Below are 21,860 nucleotides of genomic sequence, written 5' to 3'. Positions count from 1 at the left end.
AGGAGCCACCATGAAGCTGATATCGAGCAGTGCCATCGTGACGGGGGCGGGCCAGGGCATCGGACTGGGAATCGCCGCGCGCCTCATGCGGGACGGAGCCAACGTCCTTCTCTTCGGGCGGACCCGGGAGAAGGTGGAGGCGGCCGCCGGAGAGCTCAACCGGAGGATGGAGGGGCACGCGCGGGCCATGCCCTTCGCGGGCGACGTGGTTCGCGCGGAGGACGTGGCGCAGGCCATTGAGGTTGCCACGCGTGAGTTTGGCCTCCCGGGGATCCTGGTGAACAACGCAGGGTCGGCCACCCTCCGCCCGCTCCTTGAGTTGCCGGCGGAGGAGTTCGACCAGATCCTGGCCATCAACCTCAAGGGGCCCTTCCTGTTCACCCAGGCGCTCGCGAGGGCGCTCGTCGCCGCGAAGCAGCCGGGCTCCATCGTCAACATCTCCTCGTTGAATCAGACGGCCGTGACGGATGGGCTCGCCCACTACTGCGCCTCCAAGGCGGGGCTCGCGAACTTCTCGAAGGTCGCGGCTTCGGAGCTGGGGCGGTACGGCATTCGTGTGAATGTCGTGGCCCCGGGCGCCATCCGCACCCCCCTGGCCGAGGGTGCCGGCCTCATGAAGGGCGCCATGGGGCGGGAGTTCCTCGCCCATACGCCGCTCGGAAAACCGTGTGGCGAGCCGGAGGACGTGGCGAAGGTGGTGTCGTTCCTCTGCAGCGACCTCGCCTCATGGATCACCGGTGACACCCTCGCCGTCGACGGTGGCAATCACATTCGCGGGCTGCACAGCTACGCGGACACACTGGGCCTCACCCGTCCCGTGGAAGGCTGAGTCGTCCGCCGCCTGGCTTCTCCGGCACGAGCCCCGTAACGGGCTCGTCACGTGCGCGCTCGAAAAAGCGCGCGCGAAGCCAACCCAGGGAGTGGTCACAACCTGAACAGATTTTCAAGGGCGCAAACGCAGAACGGTTCGGCTACAGGGCGGCCAATTCCCTGACACGGCTGCCCCTGTCAGCCGGTTCGAGTGCCCACGATGCATGCCCCTTCTGCTGAAGTGCCTTCGTCCTCACCGCCCCGCGCCAGCCGCCTCAAGCGGTGGATCATCGGCGTGCTGCTCCTGCTCGCGATCTTCGCGGGGCTCGTCGCCGTCAAGGCGGGACAGATCGTCTCGATGATCAACGCCGGTGAGACCTTCGTGCAGCCGCCCGAGTCCGTCACGTCCGCCCAGGCGGAGTCCTTCGGCTGGCAGGGGACCCGGAGCGCTGTCGGCACCGTGCTGGCGCTCCGGGGCGTGACCCTGAGCGCGGAGCTGCCGGGCGTCGTCAACGACATCCGCTTCGAGAACGGCGCTTCGGTGAAGAAGGGCCAGGTGCTCATCCAGCTCGACACCTCCAGCGAACAGGCCCAGCTGGCCGGCGCCGAGGCCGACGCGGAGCTCTCGCGGCTGACCCGCGAGCGCGCCGAGAAGCTCAACGCCCAGGGCGCCAACACCCAGTCGGACCTGGATGCCGTCCGCGCGCGGGCGCTCCAGTCCTCCGCCACCGTGGCCCACCTGAAGTCCCTCATCGCCAAGAAGACCATCCGCGCCCCCTTCGATGGCCGCATCGGCATCCGCCAGGTGGAGCTGGGACAGCTCGTCTCCCCGGGCAACCCCATCGTGTCCCTGCAGTCCTCCACCCCCGCGCTCGTGGAGTTCCAGCTGCCCCAGCAGGCGCTGGCCCAGGTGAAGCAGGGCCAGAAGGTGCGCCTGCGCGTCGACGTCTTCCCGGGCGAGTCCTGGGAAGGCGACCTCACCACCATCAACCCGGAGGTGGAGCTGTCCTCCCGCAACGTGCGCATGCGCGCCACCGTGCCCAACGCGGACGGCCGGCTCTTGCCCGGCATGTTCGTCAGCGTGGAGGTGCTCTCCGACGCCAGCGAGCAGGTGGTGGCCATTCCCGCCACCGCCGTGCTCTTCGCTCCCTATGGTGACTCGGTGTTCACCCTCGCCGAGGGCAAGGACGCCGCGGGCAAGACGGCCCTGCTGGCGCGGCAGCAGTTCGTGCGGCTGGGGGAGCGCCGGGGTGACTACGTCGCGGTGACGTCCGGCCTGAAGCCCGGGCAGACCGTGGTCAGCAGCGGCGTCTTCAAGCTGAAGAACGGCATGGCCGTCGTCGTGAACAACGCGATGGCGCCGCCCATCGAGGTCGCTCCCCAGCCGGTGAACCCTTAAGGGACGCAAGAAGGCGAACCCATGAAATTCACCGACCTCTTCATCCGGCGTCCGGTCGTGGCGCTGGTCGTCAACCTCATCATCATCATCGCCGGCCTGCAGGCCCTGCGCTCGCTCAACGTGCGGCAGTACCCGCGCAGCGAGAACGCCGACATCACCGTCACCACGGTCTACGTCGGCGCCAACGCGGAGCTCGTCCGTGGCTTCATCACCACGCCGCTGGAGCGCGTCATCGCCGCGGCGGACGGCATCGACTACGTCGAGTCCACCAGCTCGCAGAACGTCTCCATCATCCGCGCCCGGCTCAAGCTCAACTACGACGCCAACCGCGCCCTGAGTGAGATCAGCGCCAAGGTCGACCAGGTGCGCGGCGACCTCCCGCCCGAATCCCAGGTGCCCGTGATGGGCATCGAGTCCGCGGACAGCCAGTTCGCCATCGCGTACCTCAACTTCACCTCCGACTTCCTCGAGCAGAACGAGCTGTCCGACTACCTGGTGCGCGTGGTGCAGCCCCGGCTGTCGTCGGTGGAGGGCGTACAGCGCGCGGACATCCTCGGGGCGCGCACGTTCGCCATGCGGGTGTGGATGAAGCCGGACCAGATGGCCGCGCTCAACGTCAGCCCCATCCAGGTCCGTCAGGCGCTCGCCACGAACAACTCGCTCGCCGCCGTGGGCCAGACGAAGGGCTCGCTCGTGCAGGTGAACCTCACGGCGAACACGGGCCTGCGCTCCGTGGAGGAGTTCAGGCAGCTCATCGTCCGCAAGGATGGCGGCGCGGTGGTGCGGCTGTCGGACGTCGCGGACGTGGTGCTCGGCGCCGAGGACTACGACACCGACGTGACGCTCAACGGGAAGACGGCCGTCTTCGTCGGCATCTGGTCGCTGCCCAACGCCAACTCGCTGGACGTCATGCAGCGCATCCGCCAGGAGATGGACTCGCTCAAGAAGGACCTGCCCGAGCAGATCCACGGCGGCGTCGCCTTCGACGGCACGGACTACATCCAGAACGCCATCGACGAGGTGGTGAGCACGCTCATCGAGACGCTCATCATCGTCGTGTTGGTCATCTTCCTGTTCCTGGGCTCCGTGCGCTCCATCCTGGTGCCGTTGGTGGCCATCCCGGTATCGCTCATCGGCACGGTGTTCCTGATGCAGGTGTTCGGCTTCACGGTGAACCTGCTCACCCTGCTCGCGGTGGTGCTGTCGGTGGGCCTGGTCGTGGACGACGCCATCGTCGTGGTGGAGAACGTGGAGCGCCACCTGCGTGACGGACTGCGCCCGGTGGACGCCGCCATCAAGAGCGCGCGGGAGCTGGTGGGGCCCATCATCGCGATGACGCTCACGCTCGCCGCGGTGTACGCGCCCATCGCCTTCCAGGGCGGGCTCACGGGCTCGCTGTTCCGCGAGTTCGCGCTCACGCTGGCCGGAGCGGTGACCCTGTCGGGCGTGGTGGCGCTGACGCTCTCCCCGATGATGTCCTCCGTGCTCCTGAAGGCGGGCCACGAGGACAAGGGGCTCGCGGGCGTCATCAACCGCGGCTTCGAGCGCCTGCGGGCCGCGTACGCCCGCACCCTGGACAGCTCGCTGCTCGTCCGCGGACCCGTCTACGCGGCGTGGATCTTCCTGAGCCTGCTCGCCCTGGTGATGTTCAACCAGTCGGCCCGGGAGCTGGCGCCCGTGGAGGACCAGGACTTCGTCATCGGCATCATGAGCACGCCGTCCAACTCCACCCTGGATCAGCTGAAGCCGTCGGTCACCAAGACGAGCGAGTTGCTGATGGACATGCCGGAGTCCAGCTTCAACTTCCAGATTGTCCAGCCGAGCAACGGCTTCTGGGGCCTGGTGCTGAAGCCGTTCAAGGAGCGCCAGCGCACCACGGCGCAGGTGATGGCGGAGGCGCAGGAGCGGGTGAGCACCATCCCGGCGGTCCAGACGTTCACCCTCCAGCCCCCCGCGCTGCCGGGGGGTGGCAACTTCCCGGTGGAGTTCGTCATCGCCTCCACGGCGGAGGCGGACGAGCTCCTGGGCTTCGCGCAGCAGCTCCAGGAGAAGGCGACGCAGAGCGGGTTGTTCGCCTTCCCGCCCATCATCGACGTGAAGTTGGATCAGCCCCAGTCGGAGCTCGAGGTCGACCGCGAGAAGGTCGCGCAGCTGGGCCTGAATCTGGGCACCGTGGGCCAGGACCTGGGCACGGCCGTGGGTGGCAACTTCGTCAACCGGTTCAACATCGCGGGCCGCAGCTACAAGGTCATCCCGCAGGTCCTGCGCTCCTCCCGCCTCACGCCGGAGCAGCTCAAGGACATCCACGTCACCGGTCCGGATGGCAAGCTCGTGGCCCTGTCGGCCATCGCGTCCCTCAAGGACAAGGTGGCGCCCCGGTCGCTCAACCGCTTCCAGCAGCTCAATGCCGTAAAGCTCAGCGGCGTGGCCATCCGCCCGCTGGACGAGGCGCTCACCTACCTGGAGACGGAGGCCGCGCGCATCCTGCCCGCGGGCTACCGCATCGACTACACGGGCGAGTCCCGGCAGCTGCGCACGGAAGGGGACTCGTTCGCCCCGGCGTTCGGGCTGGCGGTGGTGCTCATCTTCCTGGTGCTCGCGGCCCAGTTCAACAGCTTCAGGGATCCGCTCATCATCCTCGCCGGGTCGGTGCCGCTGGCGCTCTTCGGCGCGCTGGTGACCACGTTCCTGCGGATGCCGAACCCGATGATGCCGTACTTCACGGACAGCTTCACCACCACGCTCAACATCTACTCACAGGTGGGTCTGGTGACGCTGGTGGGCCTCATCGCGAAGAACGGCATCCTCATCGTGGACTTCGCCAACCGCCTCCAGGAGGAGGGCAAATCGAAGCTCGAGGCGGTGAAGGAAGCGGCCTCCGAGCGGCTCCGTCCCATCCTGATGACGACGGTGGCCACGGTCGCGGGCCACTTCCCGCTCGTCCTGGTGTCGGGACCGGGCGCGGCGGCGCGCAACAGCATCGGGCTCGTGCTTGTGACGGGCATGGCGCTGGGCACGCTCTTCACCCTCTACTTCGTGCCGGCCATCTACCTGCTCATCGCCAAGACGCGCACCGTGGCCACCAGCGAGGCCGCGGAGCTCCAGCAGGCGCCTGACGTCGCTGCGTAGACGGGGCTGAGGCAGTGCAGTGGAATGAGCCGCCTGGAGGCACCTGCCCCAGGCGGCTCGTCTTTTGAGCGACGGGACAGCGCGAGCTTCGCGCCGGACGCGATGGACACGCACCCCGTCAACTGAGCGCTGTGCAGGTGCGCATCCGGATGGCGAGCGCACGGCATCCCGCTTCGGGCGCTGTGTCGGCGGGCGGGGCCCACGCTCCGAGCGAGTGGTAGAGCCTGCCCTCTCTCCGCTCCAGGTAGAGGATCATGTTGAGCGGCCAGCCGCTGCCCTGGAACAGGTGCCGGTCCATGGGCGTGGGCTCCTGGCTGACGCGCAGGCCCCTCTCGTGGGGCGGACCGATGCGGTGCCAGTCCGGGTGCAGGTGGATGGAGCCGAGCACCTCCAGCCCCTCGGCCTCGGCCTCGGCGGTGATGCGCAGCAGCTCGCGCGGCTCACACCAGTAGCCGCGCCGGCCGTTGGCGTAGCAGGCGCCGAAGCGAGGGATGATGGCTGCTTCGAACTCCTGGAGCACGGAGTCGTCCGTCTCGCGGATGTTGGTGGCGAAGCCCACGCGCTCCACGTGCATCGCGTCGTCCGTGAAGCGCCCCAGCAGCACGGCCCAGCTGCGCGGCGGGAGCTCCGGCGTGCACGCCGTGTACTCCCGGACGGCGTCCGCCATGAAGTCAGACAGCGCCGCCGGCTCCACGAGCACGACGTCGCTGCTCATTCCTCGGACTCCGGTGTGGGGAGGCGGCCCGCGGCCCGGTCCTCGCGCAGCTGCGTGATGAGGTGGCGGGCCATGCGCTCCTCGAAGGCGGCGGCGCTGTCCGGCGTCCACGGATAGAAGCCCTGGCCCGTCTTCAGGCCCAGCTCGCCCTGGTCCACCTTCTGGGCGAGCACCGGCGGCACCGGGCGCCCCGAGCCGCGCAGGACGCCGGTGATGAAGTCCAGGCCCACGAGGTCCAGCCGGTCGAAGATGCCAGAGGCGCCCAGGCGCCGCCCGATGCCCTGCGTGAGCACGCGGTCCACCATCTCCGGCGTGGCCACGCCCTCCTGCACGATCCGGAAGGCTTCGCCGATGAGCGCCTGTTGCAGGCGCGGGCCCACCGAGCCCGGCACGTCCCGCGCGAAGACCACGGGCGACTTGCCCAGCTCCTCGAGGAAGCGCCGCACCGTCTCCACCGCGTCGGGTGACGTCTTCTCGCCGGGGATGACGTCCACCAGCGGCACCAGGTGCGCGGGAAGGTAGTAGTGCGCGGAGAGGACCCGCTCGGGGTGCGCGCAGTCGCGGGCAATGGCTGTCACGCTCAGCGCGGTGGTGTTGGTGGCGAGCAGGGTGTCCGGTGCCGCGAGCCGGTCCAGCTCCTTGAAGAGCTGCTGCTTGAGCGCCAGGTCCTCGGGGATGGACTCGATGACCAGGTCCTGGACCACGGCGGCCTCGGCGAGCACCGTGGTGCGATGGATGCGCGCGAGCGCGGTGGTGCGTTGCTCCGCGCCGAGCATCCCCGCCTCCACCAGCAGCGCGGCGTCACGCTCCAGCTTCACGCGCGCTGCCTCGCTGCTCTGCGCCTGCCTGTTGAAGAGCACCACCTGTCTGCCGGCGATGGCGAGCTCGAGTGCGATGCCGCACCCCATGGCCCCGCCGCCGACAACGCCAATCCTCATCAGCCGCTTGTGTCTCATGCGACGCGAGCGTGGCCGCCCGACGCACGGATGGCAATCACTTGAATGGTGGCTGCAATCGTCCAGGACGCATGCGTGACGCACCGTGCCTTGTTGGCTCGCTGCGAGAACCCCTTCCGGTCAGCTTTGCGCCGATACCTCATCCCAGCGGTCCACGCGCCACCGGTACAGCTTCGGGAGTGCATCCCTGTCCGCCCAGGACTTCGGGTGGAGGATGAATCCGCAGTACACCTCCTTGCTGGGCACGTGCGGCGCGATGCACGCGAGCACCTTCAGAAACGGATCATGGTTGTGCGTCAGGGGCCCGACGAACAGGCTCTGGGGGGCCGCGCCACACACCAACTTGCTGAAGTCCTCGGCGGCCTCGGCGGTGTCCTGCGCGAGCTCGGATTCCATCTGGAACAGAGGGGCTTGGATGAAATCCAGGTGCGGAACGTCGTAGCGGATTGCCGGTGGGCATTTCTCCATGACGCAGGCGAGCACATCAAACAGGAACTCGCTGCGCTGGCTGCCACCGCGCTTGAAGTGCAGCGCGGGTTGCGTCTTCCGGAAGACGCACACGCCTGGGACCTGGGCGTAGTGCTGAACGAGCTGTGCCGCGAACGCCTCGATGAACGCGGCGCTTCTCCGCGCGTGGAGATGCTCCTCGATGGGGCGCCATGAAAGATCATCGGCCCTCGCAAGCCGGTAGGCCCGCGCGAGATGGCGAGCGAGGTCGTCTTCCGTGAGGAGTCGCGGTGTCTGGGGGGCGTTCACGCTCCCAGCGTATCGGTTCCAGGATGCTCGCATTCAGGGGCTGCTCACGCCTCCCGGCGGGCCCTTGCCTGCCTCCCCAGACAGACGGGGCGTGCATGACGATATTGCGCTCATGTCGCAGCTCGTCATGGGCCGTGGTTCCGATTGATTCAGCGCGGACCTGACGCGCGAGGAGGTGCACCCATGCTGGATACCGAACGTGTTGGCGAGCCCCTTCGTCATCTTGAAAGCCGTCTCCTGCTGGCCGAGGCACGGAGGGCCGTGCCAGAGGCCTTCGACGCCCAAGGGCGTCTGCTCTCTCCCGTCGCTGGGAGATGGGTCCAGCCGCCTGCCTGGTTCCATGCCATCTCGCCCATCGACGGCAGCGTCCTCGCGGAGCTGCCGCTGCTTGGCGCCGCGCAGGTCGCCGCGGGCGTAGAGCAGGCAGCGGCGGAGTTCGCGCCCTGGGCGGCCCGTCCGCTCGATGACCGCGCCCGTGCCGTCACGGAGGCGGTGGTGCTGCTCCATTCGCACCGGGACCTGCTCGTCCGGATCCTCGCGTGGGACATCGGCAAGACGCTGCCCACGGCCTCCAACGACGTGGACCGGTGTCTCGCGGGCATCGCGTGGTACCTGGAGCAGATGGGCCGGATGCTCGATGGCCGCAAGCCGCTCGGCCTGGTCTCGAACATCGCCTCCTGGAACTATCCCTTCTCCGTCCTGCTGCTCAACGTGCTCGTGCAGTCGCTCGCGGGCAACTCGGTCATCGCGAAGATTCCGACCCAGGGCGGCGGCGTCTCACTCACCCTTGCCTTCGCGTTGCTGCGCCGCGCGGGCCTTCCTGTCTCGCTCGTCGGTGGGCGCGGGAGGGACCTCTCCGAGGCGCTCGTCGGCCATGCCCACATCGCGGGCGTTGCCTTCATCGGTGGCCGCGCCAACGGTGGCGAGGTCCACCGCCGCCTGCGTGACACGGACAAGCGCTATGCATTGGAGATGGAGGGCGTGAACGCCTACGCCATCACGCACTTCACGGATTGGGACAGGCTCGGCGAGCAGATTCGCGCGGGCTTCGACTTCGGCAAGCAACGCTGCACCGCCTACACCCGCTGGGTCGTCGAAAAGTCGCTCGTCCCGAAGTTCGTCCGGACGTATGTCGATGCGGTCTCCTCGTTGCGCGTCGGCAATCCGGTCCTGGGGGCGCACGTGGACTTCGGGCCGCTCATCTCCCCCAGCAAGGTCGAGGAGCTCCGCACCCTCATCGCCGAGGCGCGGAAGCAGGGCACGCAGGTGTTGCATCAGGGGATGCTCGCGGAGGACGCCTTCACCGCGCGGCAGGAGCGGGGCGCATACCTGCCGCCCGTCCTGCTCTTCGGCGTCCCGCGAGACAGTGAGCTCTACCTGCGCGAACCCTTCGGCCCCGTCGACCTCCTGGTGTCGGTGGACTCCGAGGAGGAGCTGCTGCGGGAGGCCAACGTCTCCAACGGCGCGCTCGTGGCCTCGGTGGCGACGGACGACCCGGAGCTCGCCCGGCGCATCGCGGAGCGGCTCCAGGCCTTCAAGGTGGGCATCAACGCGCTGCGCTCGCGTGGCGACCGTGAGGAGTCCTTCGGCGGCAGGGGCGGCTCATGGGCAGGGGCCTTCGTCGGTGGCACCCACCTGGTGCGCGCCTTCACGGACGGCCCGCATCCCATGGAAGGCAATTGGCCTACTTGAAGCCTTGACCCGCGCGTCGGTTCCAGAGGGACACGCGGCGTGGCACCATGGTGCGACCTTGAGTCAAACGGGAGCGCACGATGCAGGCATTGAGGAACGCGGGCGCGGTGTTGCTCGCGCTGGCACTGGGCGGTGCGGCCTTCGCGGAGGAGGACGGAATCTGGTCACCCAATGATCAGTTCCACGAGCCGAATGGGGATTGCGAGCTCGTGGCCGTCCTCCCCGCGCCCAAGGGCGCCTGGGGCGTGGTGGGGCACACCTGCAATCGATTGAACGGCGAGCCCGTGGGCAGCGTCGTGGTCATCGATGCCCTGGGCAAGCGCGACACGGCGCGGGCCTCCGTGGCGCTCGAAGCCGCGTCCGACCGGGATCGCATGAAGGAGCTGGTGCAGCTGCTCGCCGTCCCTTCCGGGGGCTACCTCGCGACGTATTCGTCCCGCGACGAGAAGGCCCCCAGAGGTGAGAGCGGGCCCGCGAGCGTGGCCCATGAGCTCGTCCGCCACACGGCGGCGGGGGCGAGGGACGACGCCTTCAACAGCAAGGTGCGCGCGGCGCTGCTCGACAAGGTGGGCGCCTCGTCGTTCATCATCACCGCGGAGGTGGATGCGAAGTCGCGGCTCATCGTCGCGGCGTCAACGCCAGACGAGAACTACCTCAAGCAGGTGCCGCTGTGGCTGCTGCGCTTCACCCCCGCTGGCACCCTCGAGCGCGCCGAGCGCTTCGACCCGGTCCTGAGCGAGCTGAGGCTGGGCTGGTATGTGTTGAAGCAGGTCCGCGCCCGGGCTGACGGAGGCCTCTTCCTGAGCGGCCGGTTCCAACCCGAGGGGAGCCGGTCCGAGGTTCCCGTCCTCGCCCTCAACGCGCAGTGGAAGCCTGATGCGCGCTTCAACACGCCGCTCATCTCCTGGGTGATGAAGGGGGAGGGCGGCATCGAGTTGAGCCTCATCGCCCCCCGTCCAGACGGCTCGGTCGTCGGAGTGGGAGACGTCGTCCAGGGAGAGACGCGCGCGCACGTCATGCGCCTGACGCCCGACGGGCGGCTCGACCCCACCTACAAGAACTTCCGGCAGGAGGGGGAATATCCCCAGGGCCGCTTCATGCACGTGTCGGAGATGGGGCTTGGACCGGGCGGGAGCCTCGTGCTCGCCCAGAACTACATCCCCGCCGTGGATCCTCCGGAGGGCCCCTGGCGCGCTCCGGGCCTGGTGCGCTTGAAGGCGGACGGCTCGGTGGATGCGCGGTTCCAGAAGGGGCTCGGCGCGGGGCTGCGCTACCGGAAGGCGGCGGCGGAAGTGAAGCGCAATCCCGATGCCTCGGGCTTCCTCCGGATGGTGGCGGCGATGCCGGACGGGTCCGTGGTGGTGGATGGGCTCTTCGATGAGTTCGCGGGCCAGCCGGTGACACCGCCCCTCCGGCTCGCGGCGGATGGCACCCGGGTGGCGGGCTTCCAGGCGCGATTCGAAACGGTCCTTCCGCCGAAGAAGCAGGTCCCCAACGCGACGACGAGCGCGTTCTTCAAGGCGGACGGCAATTCACACTTCGTCGAGTGCACCCGGCCGGGAGAGATGACGGAGACGTTCCTCTACTGGATGCAGGGCGACATCTGGGGACACACCCCCTCCTGCGCGGTCCACCTGGGCGGGAGCATGGCCACGCCCGCGGGGGCATGGCAGCACTGCGATGCGAGGGTGCGCAGGGCCCAGGCCCAGGGGGCCACCTGCGTGGAGACGAAGCAGGATCCGCTGGACCGCCGCCGCGGCTCCAGCGGGCCGTGATCAGGGGCTCACTGCGTCCTTTGGCGCGGCTGACGCCCTGGCGCCCACCTTCCAGCAGGCAGCGGTGTAGCGGACCTCCGCTCCGTGCACGAAGGGCTCGAAGGCGGCGCGGACCGTCTCGATGACCTGGGCGCGAGTCCTCTCATCCACCTCCTGGAGGACCCTTCCGAGGAGCCCGAACCGGGTCAGGTAGTTGATCAGCTCCTTCTCGGGCAGGGTGCAGCTCACATCGATGGGGCGGATGTCGATTCCGGCCCAGCCGCTCTCTTCCAGGATGCGGTGGACCCGCTTCGAATCCGCGAAGGCGAACTGCCCAGGCGCGTCTGGCCGGCGGGCAGGGAGGTTCGGCACGAGTGGCGCAGCGGCGCGCTCGGCTGTCGTCATGAACGGGTTCTCCGAAGGGCTCCGCCACGCGATGGCCAGGAGTTCGGCGTCGTGCTTCGCGGCACGCCGCAGGTTCGCGAAGGCCTGGATGGGGTCCTCGAAGAACATGACGCCGAAGCGCGAGATGACCCTGTCGAAGCTCGCGGGCTCGAAGGCGTACCGCTGCGCGTCGGCGCGGATGAAGCGAGCCGGGGTGCCTTCCTGGTCGGCTCGGGCCCGGGCGGCGGCGAGCATCGGCTCGGAGATGTCGATGCCGGTGCAGCGGCCCTTCGCGCCCAGCCGGCGCGCGACGGCGAGCGTGGTGCTGCCGGTACCGCAACCGATGTCGAGCACCTGGCTGGCGGAGCCTGCGACGACTGCTTCGACGAGCAGGTCCTCGAACGGCTTGAACATCGCGTCGAGCACCTCCTGGTTTTGAGCCCAGGCGTGTCCGGCGGTGCCGTTCCACAGCTTCGACTGCTCATCCTCGGGCTGGCGCGTGTCATCCATGGGGAGCTCCTCTGACTTGCCTTCAAGAACCAGAAGCCGCAGGGTGCCACTTCAAGTCGACTTGAGGTCAAGAGGATGACCGCATTGGACATCACGGAGGTGGCGAAACGCTCCGGTGTTCCGGCCTCGACATTGCGCTTCTACGAGGAGCGGGGGCTGATTGCCTCCATCGGCAGGCGGGGGCTGCGCCGCCTGTTCGGACCCGAGGTGCTGGAGCGGCTGGCGCTGATCGCGATGGGGCGGGCCGCGGGCTTCTCGCTCGATGAGATCGCGCGCATGTTCGCGCCGGACGGGAGGCCGCGAATCGACCGGAAGCTGCTCGCGGCCCAGGCGGAGAAGCTGGACAAGACGATCCGCGAGCTGAGCGCGATGCGCGACGGCCTGCGGCACGCCGCATCCTGCCCCGCGCCAAGCCACATGGAGTGCCCCACCTTCCGCCGCCTCCTGCGAGGCGCAGCGTCAGGCGCGATGGGGGCGCGAAGGAAGAGGGCACCTCGTAAGCCGTAGCGTCAGGACGGGCTTGGTGAGAACCGCTCAAAAGTGTGGTCAGACATCAAAGCGGAACGGGGTTGCGCTGGCGGATGGGCGCTGTGCGAACTGCTGACAGAAGCGGTTCAGCGTTGCATAGGAGGCCGTGGGTAGGACGTCCCGGAACTCCAGATGGGTCACGAGGCAGAAGAGGGTGACCTCCAGGTAGCTCAGGTCCCGCTCTCGCGGGAGGGCGGCCAGCGCGGCGCTCGCGTTCGCCTCCAACCAGGCCAGCATGTTGCCCAAGGACTCACGGAGCTTGCGTGCGTGGGTCGTGCCCTCGCCGGCGCCGGCCATCTTCTCCATGACCAGCGTCACCTCCGTCGCCATGGCTTGCAGGGTGAGTTCCTGCATGTTCGCCAGCAGAGGCGTGTCCAGGTCCTCCGGCCACACCACCCGGAGCCTGGGATTCGACCGCCGCCACAGCTCCCGGGAGACATTGAGCGCTCCGAACCAGGCGCCTTGAGCTGTCTTCAGGACGGGGATCCGGAGCGCGGGGTTTCCGCCGTAGTCCTCCGGATTCGTGGAAAGGAGGTCCCTCACCACCTGGAAGGAATGGTCGACGCCCAGCTCCGTGGCGAAGAGCCGGGCAATGCGTGTGAAGTGCGAGCTTGAACGGCCGATGATGACAGGCGTGTCGAGCGTTGCCATGGGAGCCTCCAGTCAGTGTGACGTGGCAGGCTAACCCCATCTCGCCCCAACCCTCTACGGCTGGGAGGGCCCCTGCAGGGCCGCCATGATGATCCGCACGGCGATGTCCGGCTGATCCCCTCCCATGTGGAGCGTGTTGACCGAATAGATGAGGCGCCGGCGCAGATCCCTCGTGGCGCCCATCCCGTTGTTGTAGCCGTGCCGGTCGCCTGACTTGCCCCAGAAGATGACGCCGTTGAGGTCGTATCGCCTGAGGCCCGCGCTGTAGCTGGCGCGGCCACCTCCCGCGGCGGGCAGGTCCGGGACGGTGAAGAGCTCCTCCTGCTGCTTGCGCGGCAGCAGCCGGCCCTGGAAGAGCGCGACGAGGAAGCGGTCCAGGTCCTCGGCGGTGGAGATCATCTCTCCGGCGGCCCAGGGCACGGACTGGCTGGCCTCGGTGACGTCGACCAGGCAGCGCGTGCCGTACGCGATGGCGCCCCCCGGGCAGCCTGCCCCGTCCGGCTCGACCTCCTCGTAACCCCGCGCGTGGCGTCCGGGAAGGGTCACGTCGTTGCCGGGCACGAAGGTGTCCCGCAGGTGCAGCGGCCGCAGGATGCGCTCGCGCACCGCGTCCCCATAGGGCCGGCCCGTTACCTGCTCAATGAGCAACCCCGCCACGAGGTAGCCGATGTTGCCGTACTCCTGCTGCGCGCCCGGGGCGAAGCGGGGACCCTGGGGGAGCGTCAGGGAGAGGAGCTCCCGGGGGCTGAAGCGCCGGAAGCGGTTCTCGAAGAACCAGTCGGGGTCCTTCTGCGGCACCGGCACGCCGGGCAGGCCGTGGGTGAAGTTGAGCAGCTGGCGCACGGTGATGGGCGCGTAGACGCCCGCGGGCAGCAGGCGCGGCAAGTAGTCCTGGACGGGCCGGTCCAGGTCCACGCGCCCCTCTGCGGCGAGCTGCAACACGACGACGGCCGTGAACGTCTTCGTCATGCTGCCTATGCGGAAGTGCGCGTCCGCGGGCACAGGAGCGCCCGTGCGGAGGTCGGCCACGCCGGACGTGCCCAGCCAGCGCCCGTCCGCGCCGCTCACCCGGACCAGGGCGCCGGACACCTCCGCGTTCGGCAGCCCCGCGATGGCCTGTCGCAGCGCCTCGCGGTTCAGGGGCGGCAGGGGCGACCGCGCCGCCTCCAACTCCTGTTCGCCCACCTCCAGCGCGGCACCGGCGGGTGCCTCCGGCCCGCAGGCGGGGGCCGTGAAGCTCGCGAGCAATGCCATACCCAGCCGCAGTCCGCGGTGCAGGACAGCCATGTTCCATCTCCTGTGAGGGAAGGGCCGGCGCTTTCCGGCCGGCGGATGGAACACCGGTGCTTCCCGACAGTGTCACCGGGGAGGGCGGAACGTCAGTCCGCCGCCACGTACAGCTCGCCGTTCTGCCCGATGGCGCCCGGGGCCAGCGACCATCCCGGGTGTTCGGGCATGAGGTAGAGGGTGCGCTTTCCCTCCGGCGAGCGCGCCGCCCCGATGAGCAGGTACCGGCGTGTCCGTTTCGCTCCGGTGAGCGTCAGCACGTCGTGCTTCACGCTCCAGGTGCCCTGGTCGTCGTCGGAGCCGAACTTCATCGCGCCCACCTGTCCGGACGCGCCCCCGTACTTGTATTGGAACGCGTGATTGGCGCCGAAGGTGTAGTCGATGCTGTAGGAGACCGCCGTCATGGTGGTGCCGCCGGTATAGGCGTTGACCCACTGGGCCGCGGTGCTGGTGCCGTAGACGAAGTGGCCCACCACCTCCGCGTCGTCCACCAGCGGCAGGCCCACGGGACTCCCGCGCACGCCCTTCAGCGCTTCCTCCACCCGGGGGTAGGACGTGTTCCAGGAGAACGAGGCCGACAGGGCCTCACCCAGGCCCCCGGGTGTCATGAAGCTCTGGATGAACACCAGCGGCTCCAATCGGTCGCCCGCCTCCACCAGATAGAGGCTCACGCGGAAGCTCCGGTCGTTGTTCTTCGCGCGCACCACTGCCGCGGTGAAGAAGGCGCGGGCCCCGTTGGACATGAAGCGCCGCATCACCAGCGGATTGGGCGGTACGCCGTTCCAATCCGCGCCAATGCGCTCCTGCCACACCTTCGCGAGCCGGCCCTCTGCGTCGTCGAGCCCGGGCAGGGCCGGCAGCCGGAGCACCTCCACCGCCAGGGTGTCGCCCCGGTCCTCCCACTCGAGGATGAAGCGCCCGTCCTCCTGGGTCTTCCACCCCTGGGGCGCGTCGAACGCGAAGCCGCCGGGCTCGCCTGGGCTGCCACCGCGCGCCCGGTCCACCGCGCCGGGGGCTCCAGGCGTGGCGCTGTCTCCGGCGAAGAGGCCCAGGGCCATGAGCCCCAGGGTGCCGGTGCAGCAGAGCGCGCAGGCGCCTCCGACCGCGAGGAGGATCCAGACGAGGGGACTCTTGGGACGGGCCATGGTGGGGTGCCTGGAAAATGGGCTCATCCGCTACTACGCGCGCCGGCGCCAATCTTCCCACCCGGGCTCGCGAATGCTTCAGCGCCCCCCGCGCCGCAGGACCGCGGGCGTGAGCCCCGTCACCCGGCGGATCCCCACGATGGTCCGGCTGATGCAATCGCCAGACGCTCCGGCGGCCGTGGAGACGGCCACGCGGTGGGCCCGGATGAACCATGTTCGCCATGCGCTCGCGGGAGGCGCGTGGTTCGCCGCGCTTCAAGCCCTGTCATGGCTCCGGGTGAAGGGAGGCGCGTGAATCACGGTGCTTCCGGCAGGGTGTACTGGAAGTCGTAGGAGTGCTTCCCGCCCGGCGCGATGTCGATGGTCATCGAACCGGCGAGCCCCGTGAGCCCGCCGGTTCCGGAGTCCGGCACCACGGAGATGACGAGGTGGGGCGCACCGCGCGTCATCACCCCGAAGTGCTGGAGCGCGAAGGTGCCGGCGCGGCCGTCCAGCGTGCCGCTGACGCGCTCCATCGCGACGTACCCCGCGGACCCTTCCACGGGCGTCCGCACCGCGAGCATCTGTCCCTGGCTCGTGGCGTCCAGCCCGCCATGAAAGCGCTTGTCGAGCATCATCCGGCCCGGGGCCGCCTCCACCGCGTCCGCCTCCGGGGCCATGGGGGTGAGCTTGACGTCGAAAGGACCACTCGCGCGCTTCGTCATGGGTGTCTGCTCCCTTGCCTGGTGGCCGGACAGATACGTCAGGAGCCCGCGCCTGGATTGCAAAAACGCGTCACCCCAACCCCGGCTGCGGAGGGCCGGACTCCACCGCGCTCCGAGTTCGCCCGGCAGCAGAAGCGCCGCGACTCGCGCTGAAGCGTCACTTCGCCTTGGCGGGCGCGAAGTCGAAGGGCTTGTCCTGGGCGATGAGCATCACGCACTCGGCGTCCGGTGAGCACTGGTTGCGGTGCACCACCTTGCCGGGCTGGTCCCAGGTGCTGCCGGCCTCCACGGCGCCCGCTTCGGCGGCGCCATCGCTGGTGTTCGTCATGCGGCCCTTCACCAGCACGCCGTGGTAGCCGGCGGAGTGCGTGTGCGGCCCGGAGTCGAACCCGGCGGGGAACTTCATCAGCAGGGCGTACGGGCCCTTCTTCATGTCACCCCAGAGCACGTGCACGGACGGACCCCCGGGCATCATCTCCGTCCAGGTGAGCTTGTCGTAGGCGGTCTGCTGGAACGCGGCGGACTCCTTGCCCTTGGCGGCGGCGAAGGTGAACGCGGAGGCGACGACGGCGGCGGCGACGAGCTTGGGCAGGGTCTTCATGGGAGGCACTCCTCGGTGGAAGGAAACGCCGGGGAGGATGGCTTCGGGGCGGGCCTGCGAAAATGCCCGATTCCGCAGGGCACCTCTGCGAAAGTGCAGCCCATGCCCGAATGGAGCGACCTGCGGCACTTCCTGGCCATCGCGAGGGAAGGGAACCTCTCCGCGGCGGCGCGTCGGTTGAAGGTGGACCAGACCACGGTGGGCCGGCGCCTGGCCGTGCTGGAGAAGGAGCTGGGAGCACGGCTCTTCGACCGGACGCCCACGGGCTTGCGGCCCACGGCGGTGGCGCTGCGCATCCTCCCGGCCGCGGAGGCGGTGGAGGCGGAGGCGCTGCGGGTGGAGCGGCTCGCCAGCGGCGAGGACCTGCGCCCCTCCGGGCCGGTGACGGTCACCGCGACGGACTCCTTCCTGGTCCACAACGTGATGCCGTGGCTGGCCGCGTTCCAGGAGCGCCATCCGGAGATCGAGTTGCAGCTGCTCTCCGGCTACGAAGCGCTGTCGCTGGTGCGGCGCGAAGCGGACGTGGCCATCCGGCTGGTCCGGCCGCGAGAGGCGTCGCTACGGGCCCGGAAGGTGGCTGCCATTGGCGTCGTGCCCTTCGCGTCGAAGGCCTATCTCTCCCGCCGGGGGCCGGTGCGCTTCGACACGGGGCTCCAGGGGCACGCGGTGGTGGGGTACGCGCAGGACTCGCGGCGCTGGCCGGAGTCGAAGTGGCTGGACGTGCACGCGGCGAAGGCCACCGTGGCGCTGCGGCTGACGTCCATCCTGGGGCTGCTCCAGGCCGCGCGCGAGGGACTGGGCGTGGCGCTCCTGCCGGCGTTCTTCGGCCACCTGCATCCGGAGCTGGTGCCCCTGCGTGATGCCCTGCCGGAGCTGGAGCGGACCGTGTGGCTGGTGTTCCACGAGGACCTGGCCCACAACGTGCGGGTGCGCGCGGTGGTGGACTTCCTGGCGGAGACCATCGGGAAGCAGGCGGAGGCGCTCGCGAAGCCTCCGGCCCGGAAGAAGCGCGCGCGGTGACGGGGCCGCGTCACCGCACGCCCGGCGTCACGGCGTGCCGAGCCGCTTGCCCCGGGCGAACTCCAGGCCCAGCAGGTTGCCCCGGTGGTGGATGGGATCCAGCGTGACCTTCTGGATGCGCCAGCCCTCCGCGGCGGTCTTCACCACCTCATGCGTGTAGCGCCCCACCAGGGTCCACTCCTGGGGAAAACCGTCCATGGTGAAGAAGTGGGACACCTCCGCGTAGGCGTGCACCGTGGCGTGCGTGGGGCTGGTGAACTCCGTGCGCACCGTGTTGGCGGTGGCGTGCTGCACGCGGGTGAAACACTCCAGCGCCTTGTCGCCGAACCGCGCCAGCGCGGCGCGCGGAGCGGTGGAGGGCGGCACGCCCATGAAGCGGGAGTAGTCCGACGTCACCTCCGGGGCGAAGACCCGCTCCCACCGGGTCCAGTCGCCCGTGTCCTTGCCGTGGTCGATGGCCTGTCCGTACTCGGCGACCAGCTCCTGCACGGCAATCCAATCCAGCATGTACTCCAGGTTCTTCTCGCGCATCTCCGGCTGCCTTTCTGGAAGAAGAGATGCGCAGGCTTTCACTCTCCGTGGAGTGAGAGCAACTGAAGGGGATATGGGTTCAGGTTGATTTTTATTGTCGAAGTCCGGGGTGTGGCGGAACGCCGCCGGACGGTCAAAACACATCGGCCTTGCGTGGCCCGGGTCTTCCCTGGAAGCTTGAATTTAAAGACTTCCATGGAGAGGCCTCATGAAGCCCGTCCGAGCCGTCCTGTTGCTGTCCCTCCTCACCACGACCTTCGCCGGGAGTGCCCTGGCGCAGGACAACTCGCGCACGCTGCTGATGCAGTGGCTGGCGGATCCGGACGTCTACAAGGAGAACGACGACCTGTTCTTCCTCACCGGCACGGGCAACGGGGTGCTGATTCCGCTGTATGAGGCCAACGACCTGACGGCGTTCCGCTTCAAGCGTGACTACAACCCGTCCGCGGTGGACCCCACCTACGACTACTGCTTCCTGTGGGCGCCGGACCTGAGCAAGGTGGGCAGCGTCTACCAGCTCCACTTCTCCGGACACCGGGTGCCCAACGGCGCGGCGTGTCCTCCGGCGGGCCAGGAGGTGACGACCTTCGTCGCCACGGCGCCGGACCTGAACCTGGTCTTCGGGGTGCCCCAGCCCATCAACGCCAACACCTCCTGGCCGCGCACCACCACCGGTACGGCGTGCCTGCCGCAGGGGTGCAATCGGAACATCCGCATCGACTCGGCGACGTTCAACGATGGCGCGGACCGCTGGCTCTTCTATGTCTGGTTCCAGAACGGCAACAACATCTCCTCGTTCAAGCTGTCCGCGCCCGGCACCGTCTACAACCACGCGGGCCCGGCGGTGTTCGCGACGCCGGCCTACGAGGAGGGCATCAACGAGGCGCCGGAGCTCTTCAAGCGCGACGGGCGCTACTACATGGTCTTCAGCGGCGGTTGGTACAACAGCCAGTACGCCATGTACTACGTGATGGCGGACTCGGTTCCGGAGCTCACGCGGGCGCGGGCGGTGCGGCGGCAGTCCCTGCCCTTGAAGAACTCCGCGGGCCGGCTGGTGCAGTCCCACGGCCACAACGTCATCGTCGAGCGGCGGGGCGAGTACTTCAACATCTTCCATCAGGGCGCCTTCGACAGCGCGGGCAACCTCACCTCGCGCAGCACGTACAAGCAGCGCGTCGCGTTCAAGCCGGACGGGGCGATGACGTCGCTCAACCAGGTGAACGTGCGCTGGAACCGGCTCGCGGGGTACAGCTACTCGCTGGACGTCGTGCTGAAGAATGGCTCGGTGGTGGGGCCGTGCACGTCCGTGGTGTTGCTGGGGCAGTCCAACAAGACGGTGTTCGACGGCGTGTGCCGCAGCGCGGGGGACCGCGTGGTGACGAAGGGGGAGATCGCCGCGTTCCGCCTCTTCTATTCCAACAACAACGTCTGGGGCCCCTCCGTGGAGAAGGCCTATGACGGCATTTCCGACGACGTGTCCCTGGAGCTGCCCGGCGGGGTCACGCCCTTCGTGGACCTGGAGTGGAGCGAGGAGGAGACGCTGGCGCAGTACTCCATCGACGTGCAGCGGCGGGACACGGGCGCGTGGATTGGCCCGTGCATCGGCGTGGGCGCCGTGAACAAGAGCCTGTCCTGGAGCTACACGGGGCGCTGCGACACGCCGGGCATCAACGTGCCGTTCTCCAACATCCAGGCCTTCCGCGTCTGCTCCGCGGTGAACGGCGACTGGGCCCATGCCCGCTGCGGCGCCGCCGCGTATGACGGCCGGGCCCTGCACTCGCGCATCAACATCCCCTAGGCTGGAAGCCCCATGTTCGACGCCATCACCTCCGACCCGCCGCTCCTCGTCCTCCTCGTCGTCGTCGTGGGAGGGCTGGCCTGGGCGTTCGGACCGAAGGGGGGGCTGCTGGGGCTGTTGGGCGCCGCGCTGGATCGCACGGAGTTGAAGAACGGAAGGGCCGGGGAGGCCACGGTGCTGGAGGTGCGGGACACCGCGATCCGCATCGACAAGCGCCCGGTCCTCCAGCTGCTCCTGGAGGTTCACATCCCCGGCCGTGCTCCCTATCAGGCGCGGGTGAGCAAGCGGCTGCCGCCTCATTCGAGCACGGCCACCTGGGGGCCGGGGCTTCGGGTCCAGGTGATGGTGGACCCGATGCATCCCCAGCGCCTCGTCATCACCGGCTTCGCGATGGCCGCCCCCGCCAGCCAGCCATCGCTCCCGGCGGATCCGGTCCGGGCGATGGAGGACCTGAAGCGCCTGGCCGATGGCGGCCTCATCACCGAGCGCGAGTACGAGGAGAAGAAGGCGGAGATCCTCGGCCGCCTGTAGCGTCCGCGAGGCCGCTAGCGATGGCGGTGGCAGGAGAAGATGAGGGGCGCACGCGCGCCCTTCAGAAGGCCTCGACGGCCTCCCGGTCATCCACCTCCTGCTGCGCCTGGGAGCGGATCTCCCGCGTCCGCGGCTCGCTGAGCCAGGTGCTTCCGTCGGAATAGCGCGCCTCCAGCGCCAGCCTCGCGGTGCGCGCCACCGTCGTGTCCAGCGCGACCTCGACCGGAATGCTGGACGCGTGGGCGTTCCTCCCGATGGGGAGTGGCATCAGGCGGCTGGAGCACCTTCGGGACCGGCCAGCGCGCCGGGGTCAGATCGAAGGTCTTCATGCCCGGGTCGCGGGAGTCTTCGGGCCGCAGGGGGCGGCTCAGTTCCTTCGCGGTGCTCACCAGCTCCACCGACTCCACGCCGGTGAGGCAGGTGGCCCTCAGGTCGATGCTCAGCGCGGGGCGAAGCGCTTCGCGGAGCGCAGCTTCGCCTTCATGGCCTCCATGTCGCGGTTGCGCGGCGGGGCGGTGGTCACCAGCGAGTCCATCAGCCGCCGCGCTGTCTCGGTGATGTCCTCGACGGCGCGGTGGAAGGCCTCCTCGTTCGCCTTGGACGGGGCGCTGGTGCCGCTCAGCTTCCGCACGAACTGCAGGGCCGCCGCCCGCACCTCCGCGTCGGACGCGGGGGGCTCGAAGTTGAACAGCGTCTTGATGCTCCGGCACATGGGCGGGTCCCTTCGCGTGAAGTGCCGCCAGCGTACCCCACGCCCATGTCCCCGCCGTGGGGGTGAACCCTATCGAATCCATTGCCGTGAGAACGTGACTTGGCTCATTGAGGCCGAGGTGGTCTTCTCTGGATTCCACATTCTCCTGGAAAGGTTTCAAATGATGCGGAAGCTCTTCGCCGTTCCCGTGACGCTCTTCTCGTTCGCGATGCTCGCCTGTGGCGCCAGCCCCGCCCCCGAGCAGCAG

General features: G+C 69.0%; 22 protein-coding genes. 10 read left to right on the top strand and 12 right to left on the bottom strand.

The window, feature by feature from the left end; all coding sequences use genetic code 11:
* The first annotated feature begins 10 nt into the window (after positions 1-10).
* The 3 genes from D7W82_RS05805 to D7W82_RS05795 all read left to right on the top strand — a co-directional run bounded on the left by D7W82_RS05805 (position 11) and on the right by D7W82_RS05795 (position 5,338).
* Entirely contained in the window at positions 11-829 is an 819-nt protein-coding gene (locus tag D7W82_RS05805) for an SDR family NAD(P)-dependent oxidoreductase (RefSeq protein ID WP_120617382.1), read from the top strand.
* 201 nt (positions 830-1,030) lie between these two features.
* On the top strand, positions 1,031-2,209 hold the full coding sequence (locus D7W82_RS05800; RefSeq protein ID WP_120617381.1) for an efflux RND transporter periplasmic adaptor subunit: 1,179 nt from the start codon (positions 1,031-1,033) through the stop codon (positions 2,207-2,209).
* Positions 2,210-2,230: 21 nt separating this feature from the next.
* A complete protein-coding gene (locus tag D7W82_RS05795) occupies positions 2,231-5,338 on the top strand; it encodes an efflux RND transporter permease subunit (protein WP_120617380.1) in 3,108 nt (1,035 codons plus the stop codon).
* A 118-nt stretch (positions 5,339-5,456) separates the two neighbouring features.
* Here D7W82_RS05795 and D7W82_RS05790 read toward each other — a convergent pair whose 3' ends face one another.
* The 3 genes from D7W82_RS05790 to D7W82_RS05780 all read right to left on the bottom strand — a co-directional run bounded on the left by D7W82_RS05790 (position 5,457) and on the right by D7W82_RS05780 (position 7,765).
* A complete protein-coding gene (locus D7W82_RS05790) occupies positions 5,457-6,053 on the bottom strand; it encodes a hypothetical protein (protein ID WP_120617379.1) in 597 nt (198 codons plus the stop codon).
* The gene (locus D7W82_RS05785) at positions 6,050-6,991 is read right to left on the bottom strand and encodes a 3-hydroxyacyl-CoA dehydrogenase family protein (protein WP_233587321.1); all 942 of its coding nucleotides are present in this window, start codon (positions 6,989-6,991) and stop codon (positions 6,050-6,052) included. The genes D7W82_RS05790 and D7W82_RS05785 overlap by 4 nt, the downstream gene beginning before the upstream one ends.
* Before the next feature lie 138 nt (positions 6,992-7,129).
* A complete protein-coding gene (locus tag D7W82_RS05780; protein WP_120617377.1) occupies positions 7,130-7,765 on the bottom strand; it encodes a hypothetical protein in 636 nt (211 codons plus the stop codon).
* Positions 7,766-7,948: 183 nt separating this feature from the next.
* On the opposite strand from D7W82_RS05780, the gene D7W82_RS05775 reads away from it, so the two are divergent.
* Complete coding sequence (locus D7W82_RS05775; RefSeq protein WP_120617376.1) at positions 7,949-9,457, top strand: aldehyde dehydrogenase family protein; 1,509 nt, start codon at positions 7,949-7,951, stop codon at positions 9,455-9,457.
* 80 nt (positions 9,458-9,537) lie between these two features.
* Entirely contained in the window at positions 9,538-11,232 is a 1,695-nt protein-coding gene (locus tag D7W82_RS05770) for a hypothetical protein (RefSeq protein WP_147439231.1), read from the top strand.
* Here D7W82_RS05770 and D7W82_RS05765 read toward each other — a convergent pair whose 3' ends face one another.
* Entirely contained in the window at positions 11,233-12,105 is an 873-nt protein-coding gene (locus D7W82_RS05765; RefSeq protein WP_120617374.1) for a class I SAM-dependent methyltransferase, read from the bottom strand.
* A gap of 75 nt (positions 12,106-12,180) precedes the next feature.
* Here D7W82_RS05765 and D7W82_RS05760 point away from each other — a divergent pair, with 75 nt between their 5' ends.
* Positions 12,181-12,612, top strand: a complete 432-nt coding sequence (locus tag D7W82_RS05760; protein WP_120617373.1) for a helix-turn-helix domain-containing protein — start codon at positions 12,181-12,183, stop codon at positions 12,610-12,612.
* 39 nt (positions 12,613-12,651) lie between these two features.
* Here D7W82_RS05760 and D7W82_RS05755 read toward each other — a convergent pair whose 3' ends face one another.
* The 3 genes from D7W82_RS05755 to D7W82_RS05745 form a co-directional block, all read right to left on the bottom strand.
* Entirely contained in the window at positions 12,652-13,284 is a 633-nt protein-coding gene (locus D7W82_RS05755) for a glutathione S-transferase N-terminal domain-containing protein (RefSeq protein ID WP_120617372.1), read from the bottom strand.
* Positions 13,285-13,338: 54 nt separating this feature from the next.
* The gene (locus D7W82_RS05750; RefSeq protein WP_120617371.1) at positions 13,339-14,571 is read right to left on the bottom strand and encodes a serine hydrolase; all 1,233 of its coding nucleotides are present in this window, start codon (positions 14,569-14,571) and stop codon (positions 13,339-13,341) included.
* A 92-nt stretch (positions 14,572-14,663) separates the two neighbouring features.
* A complete protein-coding gene (locus D7W82_RS05745) occupies positions 14,664-15,716 on the bottom strand; it encodes a lipocalin family protein (protein WP_120617370.1) in 1,053 nt (350 codons plus the stop codon).
* Positions 15,717-15,825: 109 nt separating this feature from the next.
* On the opposite strand from D7W82_RS05745, the gene D7W82_RS05740 reads away from it, so the two are divergent.
* Positions 15,826-16,011 carry a hypothetical protein gene (locus D7W82_RS05740; RefSeq protein ID WP_233587320.1) on the top strand — a complete coding sequence of 62 codons (186 nt, stop codon included), beginning with the start codon at positions 15,826-15,828 and terminating at the stop codon, positions 16,009-16,011.
* A gap of 1 nt (position 16,012) precedes the next feature.
* Here D7W82_RS05740 and D7W82_RS05735 read toward each other — a convergent pair whose 3' ends face one another.
* Entirely contained in the window at positions 16,013-16,420 is a 408-nt protein-coding gene (locus D7W82_RS05735) for a DUF3224 domain-containing protein (protein ID WP_120617369.1), read from the bottom strand.
* Positions 16,421-16,577: 157 nt separating this feature from the next.
* Positions 16,578-17,021, bottom strand: a complete 444-nt coding sequence (locus tag D7W82_RS05730; protein WP_120617368.1) for a DUF4437 domain-containing protein — start codon at positions 17,019-17,021, stop codon at positions 16,578-16,580.
* A 102-nt stretch (positions 17,022-17,123) separates the two neighbouring features.
* Between D7W82_RS05730 and D7W82_RS05725 the strand changes: the two genes are divergently transcribed.
* Positions 17,124-18,041 carry a LysR family transcriptional regulator gene (locus D7W82_RS05725; protein WP_120617367.1) on the top strand — a complete coding sequence of 306 codons (918 nt, stop codon included), beginning with the start codon at positions 17,124-17,126 and terminating at the stop codon, positions 18,039-18,041.
* 27 nt (positions 18,042-18,068) lie between these two features.
* Here the strand turns inward: D7W82_RS05725 and D7W82_RS05720 are convergent, their stop codons facing one another.
* Positions 18,069-18,572, bottom strand: a complete 504-nt coding sequence (locus D7W82_RS05720; RefSeq protein WP_120617366.1) for a nuclear transport factor 2 family protein — start codon at positions 18,570-18,572, stop codon at positions 18,069-18,071.
* 208 nt (positions 18,573-18,780) lie between these two features.
* Between D7W82_RS05720 and D7W82_RS05715 the strand changes: the two genes are divergently transcribed.
* Both D7W82_RS05715 and D7W82_RS05710 read left to right on the top strand, forming a co-directional pair.
* Positions 18,781-20,370, top strand: coding sequence for a family 43 glycosylhydrolase (locus D7W82_RS05715; RefSeq protein ID WP_120617365.1), 1,590 nt, complete (start codon positions 18,781-18,783; stop codon positions 20,368-20,370).
* A gap of 12 nt (positions 20,371-20,382) precedes the next feature.
* Complete coding sequence (locus tag D7W82_RS05710) at positions 20,383-20,901, top strand: SHOCT domain-containing protein (RefSeq protein WP_120617364.1); 519 nt, start codon at positions 20,383-20,385, stop codon at positions 20,899-20,901.
* A 61-nt stretch (positions 20,902-20,962) separates the two neighbouring features.
* Here the strand turns inward: D7W82_RS05710 and D7W82_RS05705 are convergent, their stop codons facing one another.
* On the bottom strand, positions 20,963-21,169 hold the full coding sequence (locus D7W82_RS05705) for a hypothetical protein (RefSeq protein WP_120617363.1): 207 nt from the start codon (positions 21,167-21,169) through the stop codon (positions 20,963-20,965).
* Positions 21,170-21,340: 171 nt separating this feature from the next.
* Positions 21,341-21,613, bottom strand: a complete 273-nt coding sequence (locus D7W82_RS05700) for a DUF2277 domain-containing protein (RefSeq protein WP_014399560.1) — start codon at positions 21,611-21,613, stop codon at positions 21,341-21,343.
* Positions 21,614-21,860 lie beyond the last annotated feature (247 nt).

It is taken from the genome of Corallococcus sp. CA049B (genome assembly GCF_003611685.1).
Lineage (GTDB): Bacteria > Myxococcota > Myxococcia > Myxococcales > Myxococcaceae > Corallococcus > Corallococcus coralloides.
Note: the sequence above shows the minus strand (reverse complement) of the source record. Positions and strands in the feature narration are given on the sequence as shown.

What these genes read in the sequence shown, in the direction of transcription:
- D7W82_RS05805 (WP_120617382.1), top strand. Translation starts at nt 11, where the DNA reads ATGAAGCTGATATCGAGCAGTGCCATCGTGACGGGGGCGGGCCAGGGC.
- D7W82_RS05800 (WP_120617381.1), top strand. Translation starts at nt 1,031, where the DNA reads ATGCATGCCCCTTCTGCTGAAGTGCCTTCGTCCTCACCGCCCCGCGCC.
- D7W82_RS05795 (WP_120617380.1), top strand. Translation starts at nt 2,231, where the DNA reads ATGAAATTCACCGACCTCTTCATCCGGCGTCCGGTCGTGGCGCTGGTC.
- D7W82_RS05790 (WP_120617379.1), bottom strand. Translation starts at nt 6,053, where the DNA reads ATGAGCAGCGACGTCGTGCTCGTGGAGCCGGCGGCGCTGTCTGACTTC.
- D7W82_RS05785 (WP_233587321.1), bottom strand. Translation starts at nt 6,991, where the DNA reads ATGAGGATTGGCGTTGTCGGCGGCGGGGCCATGGGGTGCGGCATCGCA.
- D7W82_RS05775 (WP_120617376.1), top strand. Translation starts at nt 7,949, where the DNA reads ATGCTGGATACCGAACGTGTTGGCGAGCCCCTTCGTCATCTTGAAAGC.
- D7W82_RS05770 (WP_147439231.1), top strand. Translation starts at nt 9,538, where the DNA reads ATGCAGGCATTGAGGAACGCGGGCGCGGTGTTGCTCGCGCTGGCACTG.
- D7W82_RS05765 (WP_120617374.1), bottom strand. Translation starts at nt 12,105, where the DNA reads ATGGATGACACGCGCCAGCCCGAGGATGAGCAGTCGAAGCTGTGGAAC.
- D7W82_RS05760 (WP_120617373.1), top strand. Translation starts at nt 12,181, where the DNA reads ATGACCGCATTGGACATCACGGAGGTGGCGAAACGCTCCGGTGTTCCG.
- D7W82_RS05755 (WP_120617372.1), bottom strand. Translation starts at nt 13,284, where the DNA reads ATGGCAACGCTCGACACGCCTGTCATCATCGGCCGTTCAAGCTCGCAC.
- D7W82_RS05750 (WP_120617371.1), bottom strand. Translation starts at nt 14,571, where the DNA reads ATGGCTGTCCTGCACCGCGGACTGCGGCTGGGTATGGCATTGCTCGCG.
- D7W82_RS05745 (WP_120617370.1), bottom strand. Translation starts at nt 15,716, where the DNA reads ATGGCCCGTCCCAAGAGTCCCCTCGTCTGGATCCTCCTCGCGGTCGGA.
- D7W82_RS05735 (WP_120617369.1), bottom strand. Translation starts at nt 16,420, where the DNA reads ATGACGAAGCGCGCGAGTGGTCCTTTCGACGTCAAGCTCACCCCCATG.
- D7W82_RS05730 (WP_120617368.1), bottom strand. Translation starts at nt 17,021, where the DNA reads ATGAAGACCCTGCCCAAGCTCGTCGCCGCCGCCGTCGTCGCCTCCGCG.
- D7W82_RS05725 (WP_120617367.1), top strand. Translation starts at nt 17,124, where the DNA reads ATGCCCGAATGGAGCGACCTGCGGCACTTCCTGGCCATCGCGAGGGAA.
- D7W82_RS05720 (WP_120617366.1), bottom strand. Translation starts at nt 18,572, where the DNA reads ATGCGCGAGAAGAACCTGGAGTACATGCTGGATTGGATTGCCGTGCAG.
- D7W82_RS05715 (WP_120617365.1), top strand. Translation starts at nt 18,781, where the DNA reads ATGAAGCCCGTCCGAGCCGTCCTGTTGCTGTCCCTCCTCACCACGACC.
- D7W82_RS05710 (WP_120617364.1), top strand. Translation starts at nt 20,383, where the DNA reads ATGTTCGACGCCATCACCTCCGACCCGCCGCTCCTCGTCCTCCTCGTC.
- D7W82_RS05705 (WP_120617363.1), bottom strand. Translation starts at nt 21,169, where the DNA reads ATGCCACTCCCCATCGGGAGGAACGCCCACGCGTCCAGCATTCCGGTC.
- D7W82_RS05700 (WP_014399560.1), bottom strand. Translation starts at nt 21,613, where the DNA reads ATGTGCCGGAGCATCAAGACGCTGTTCAACTTCGAGCCCCCCGCGTCC.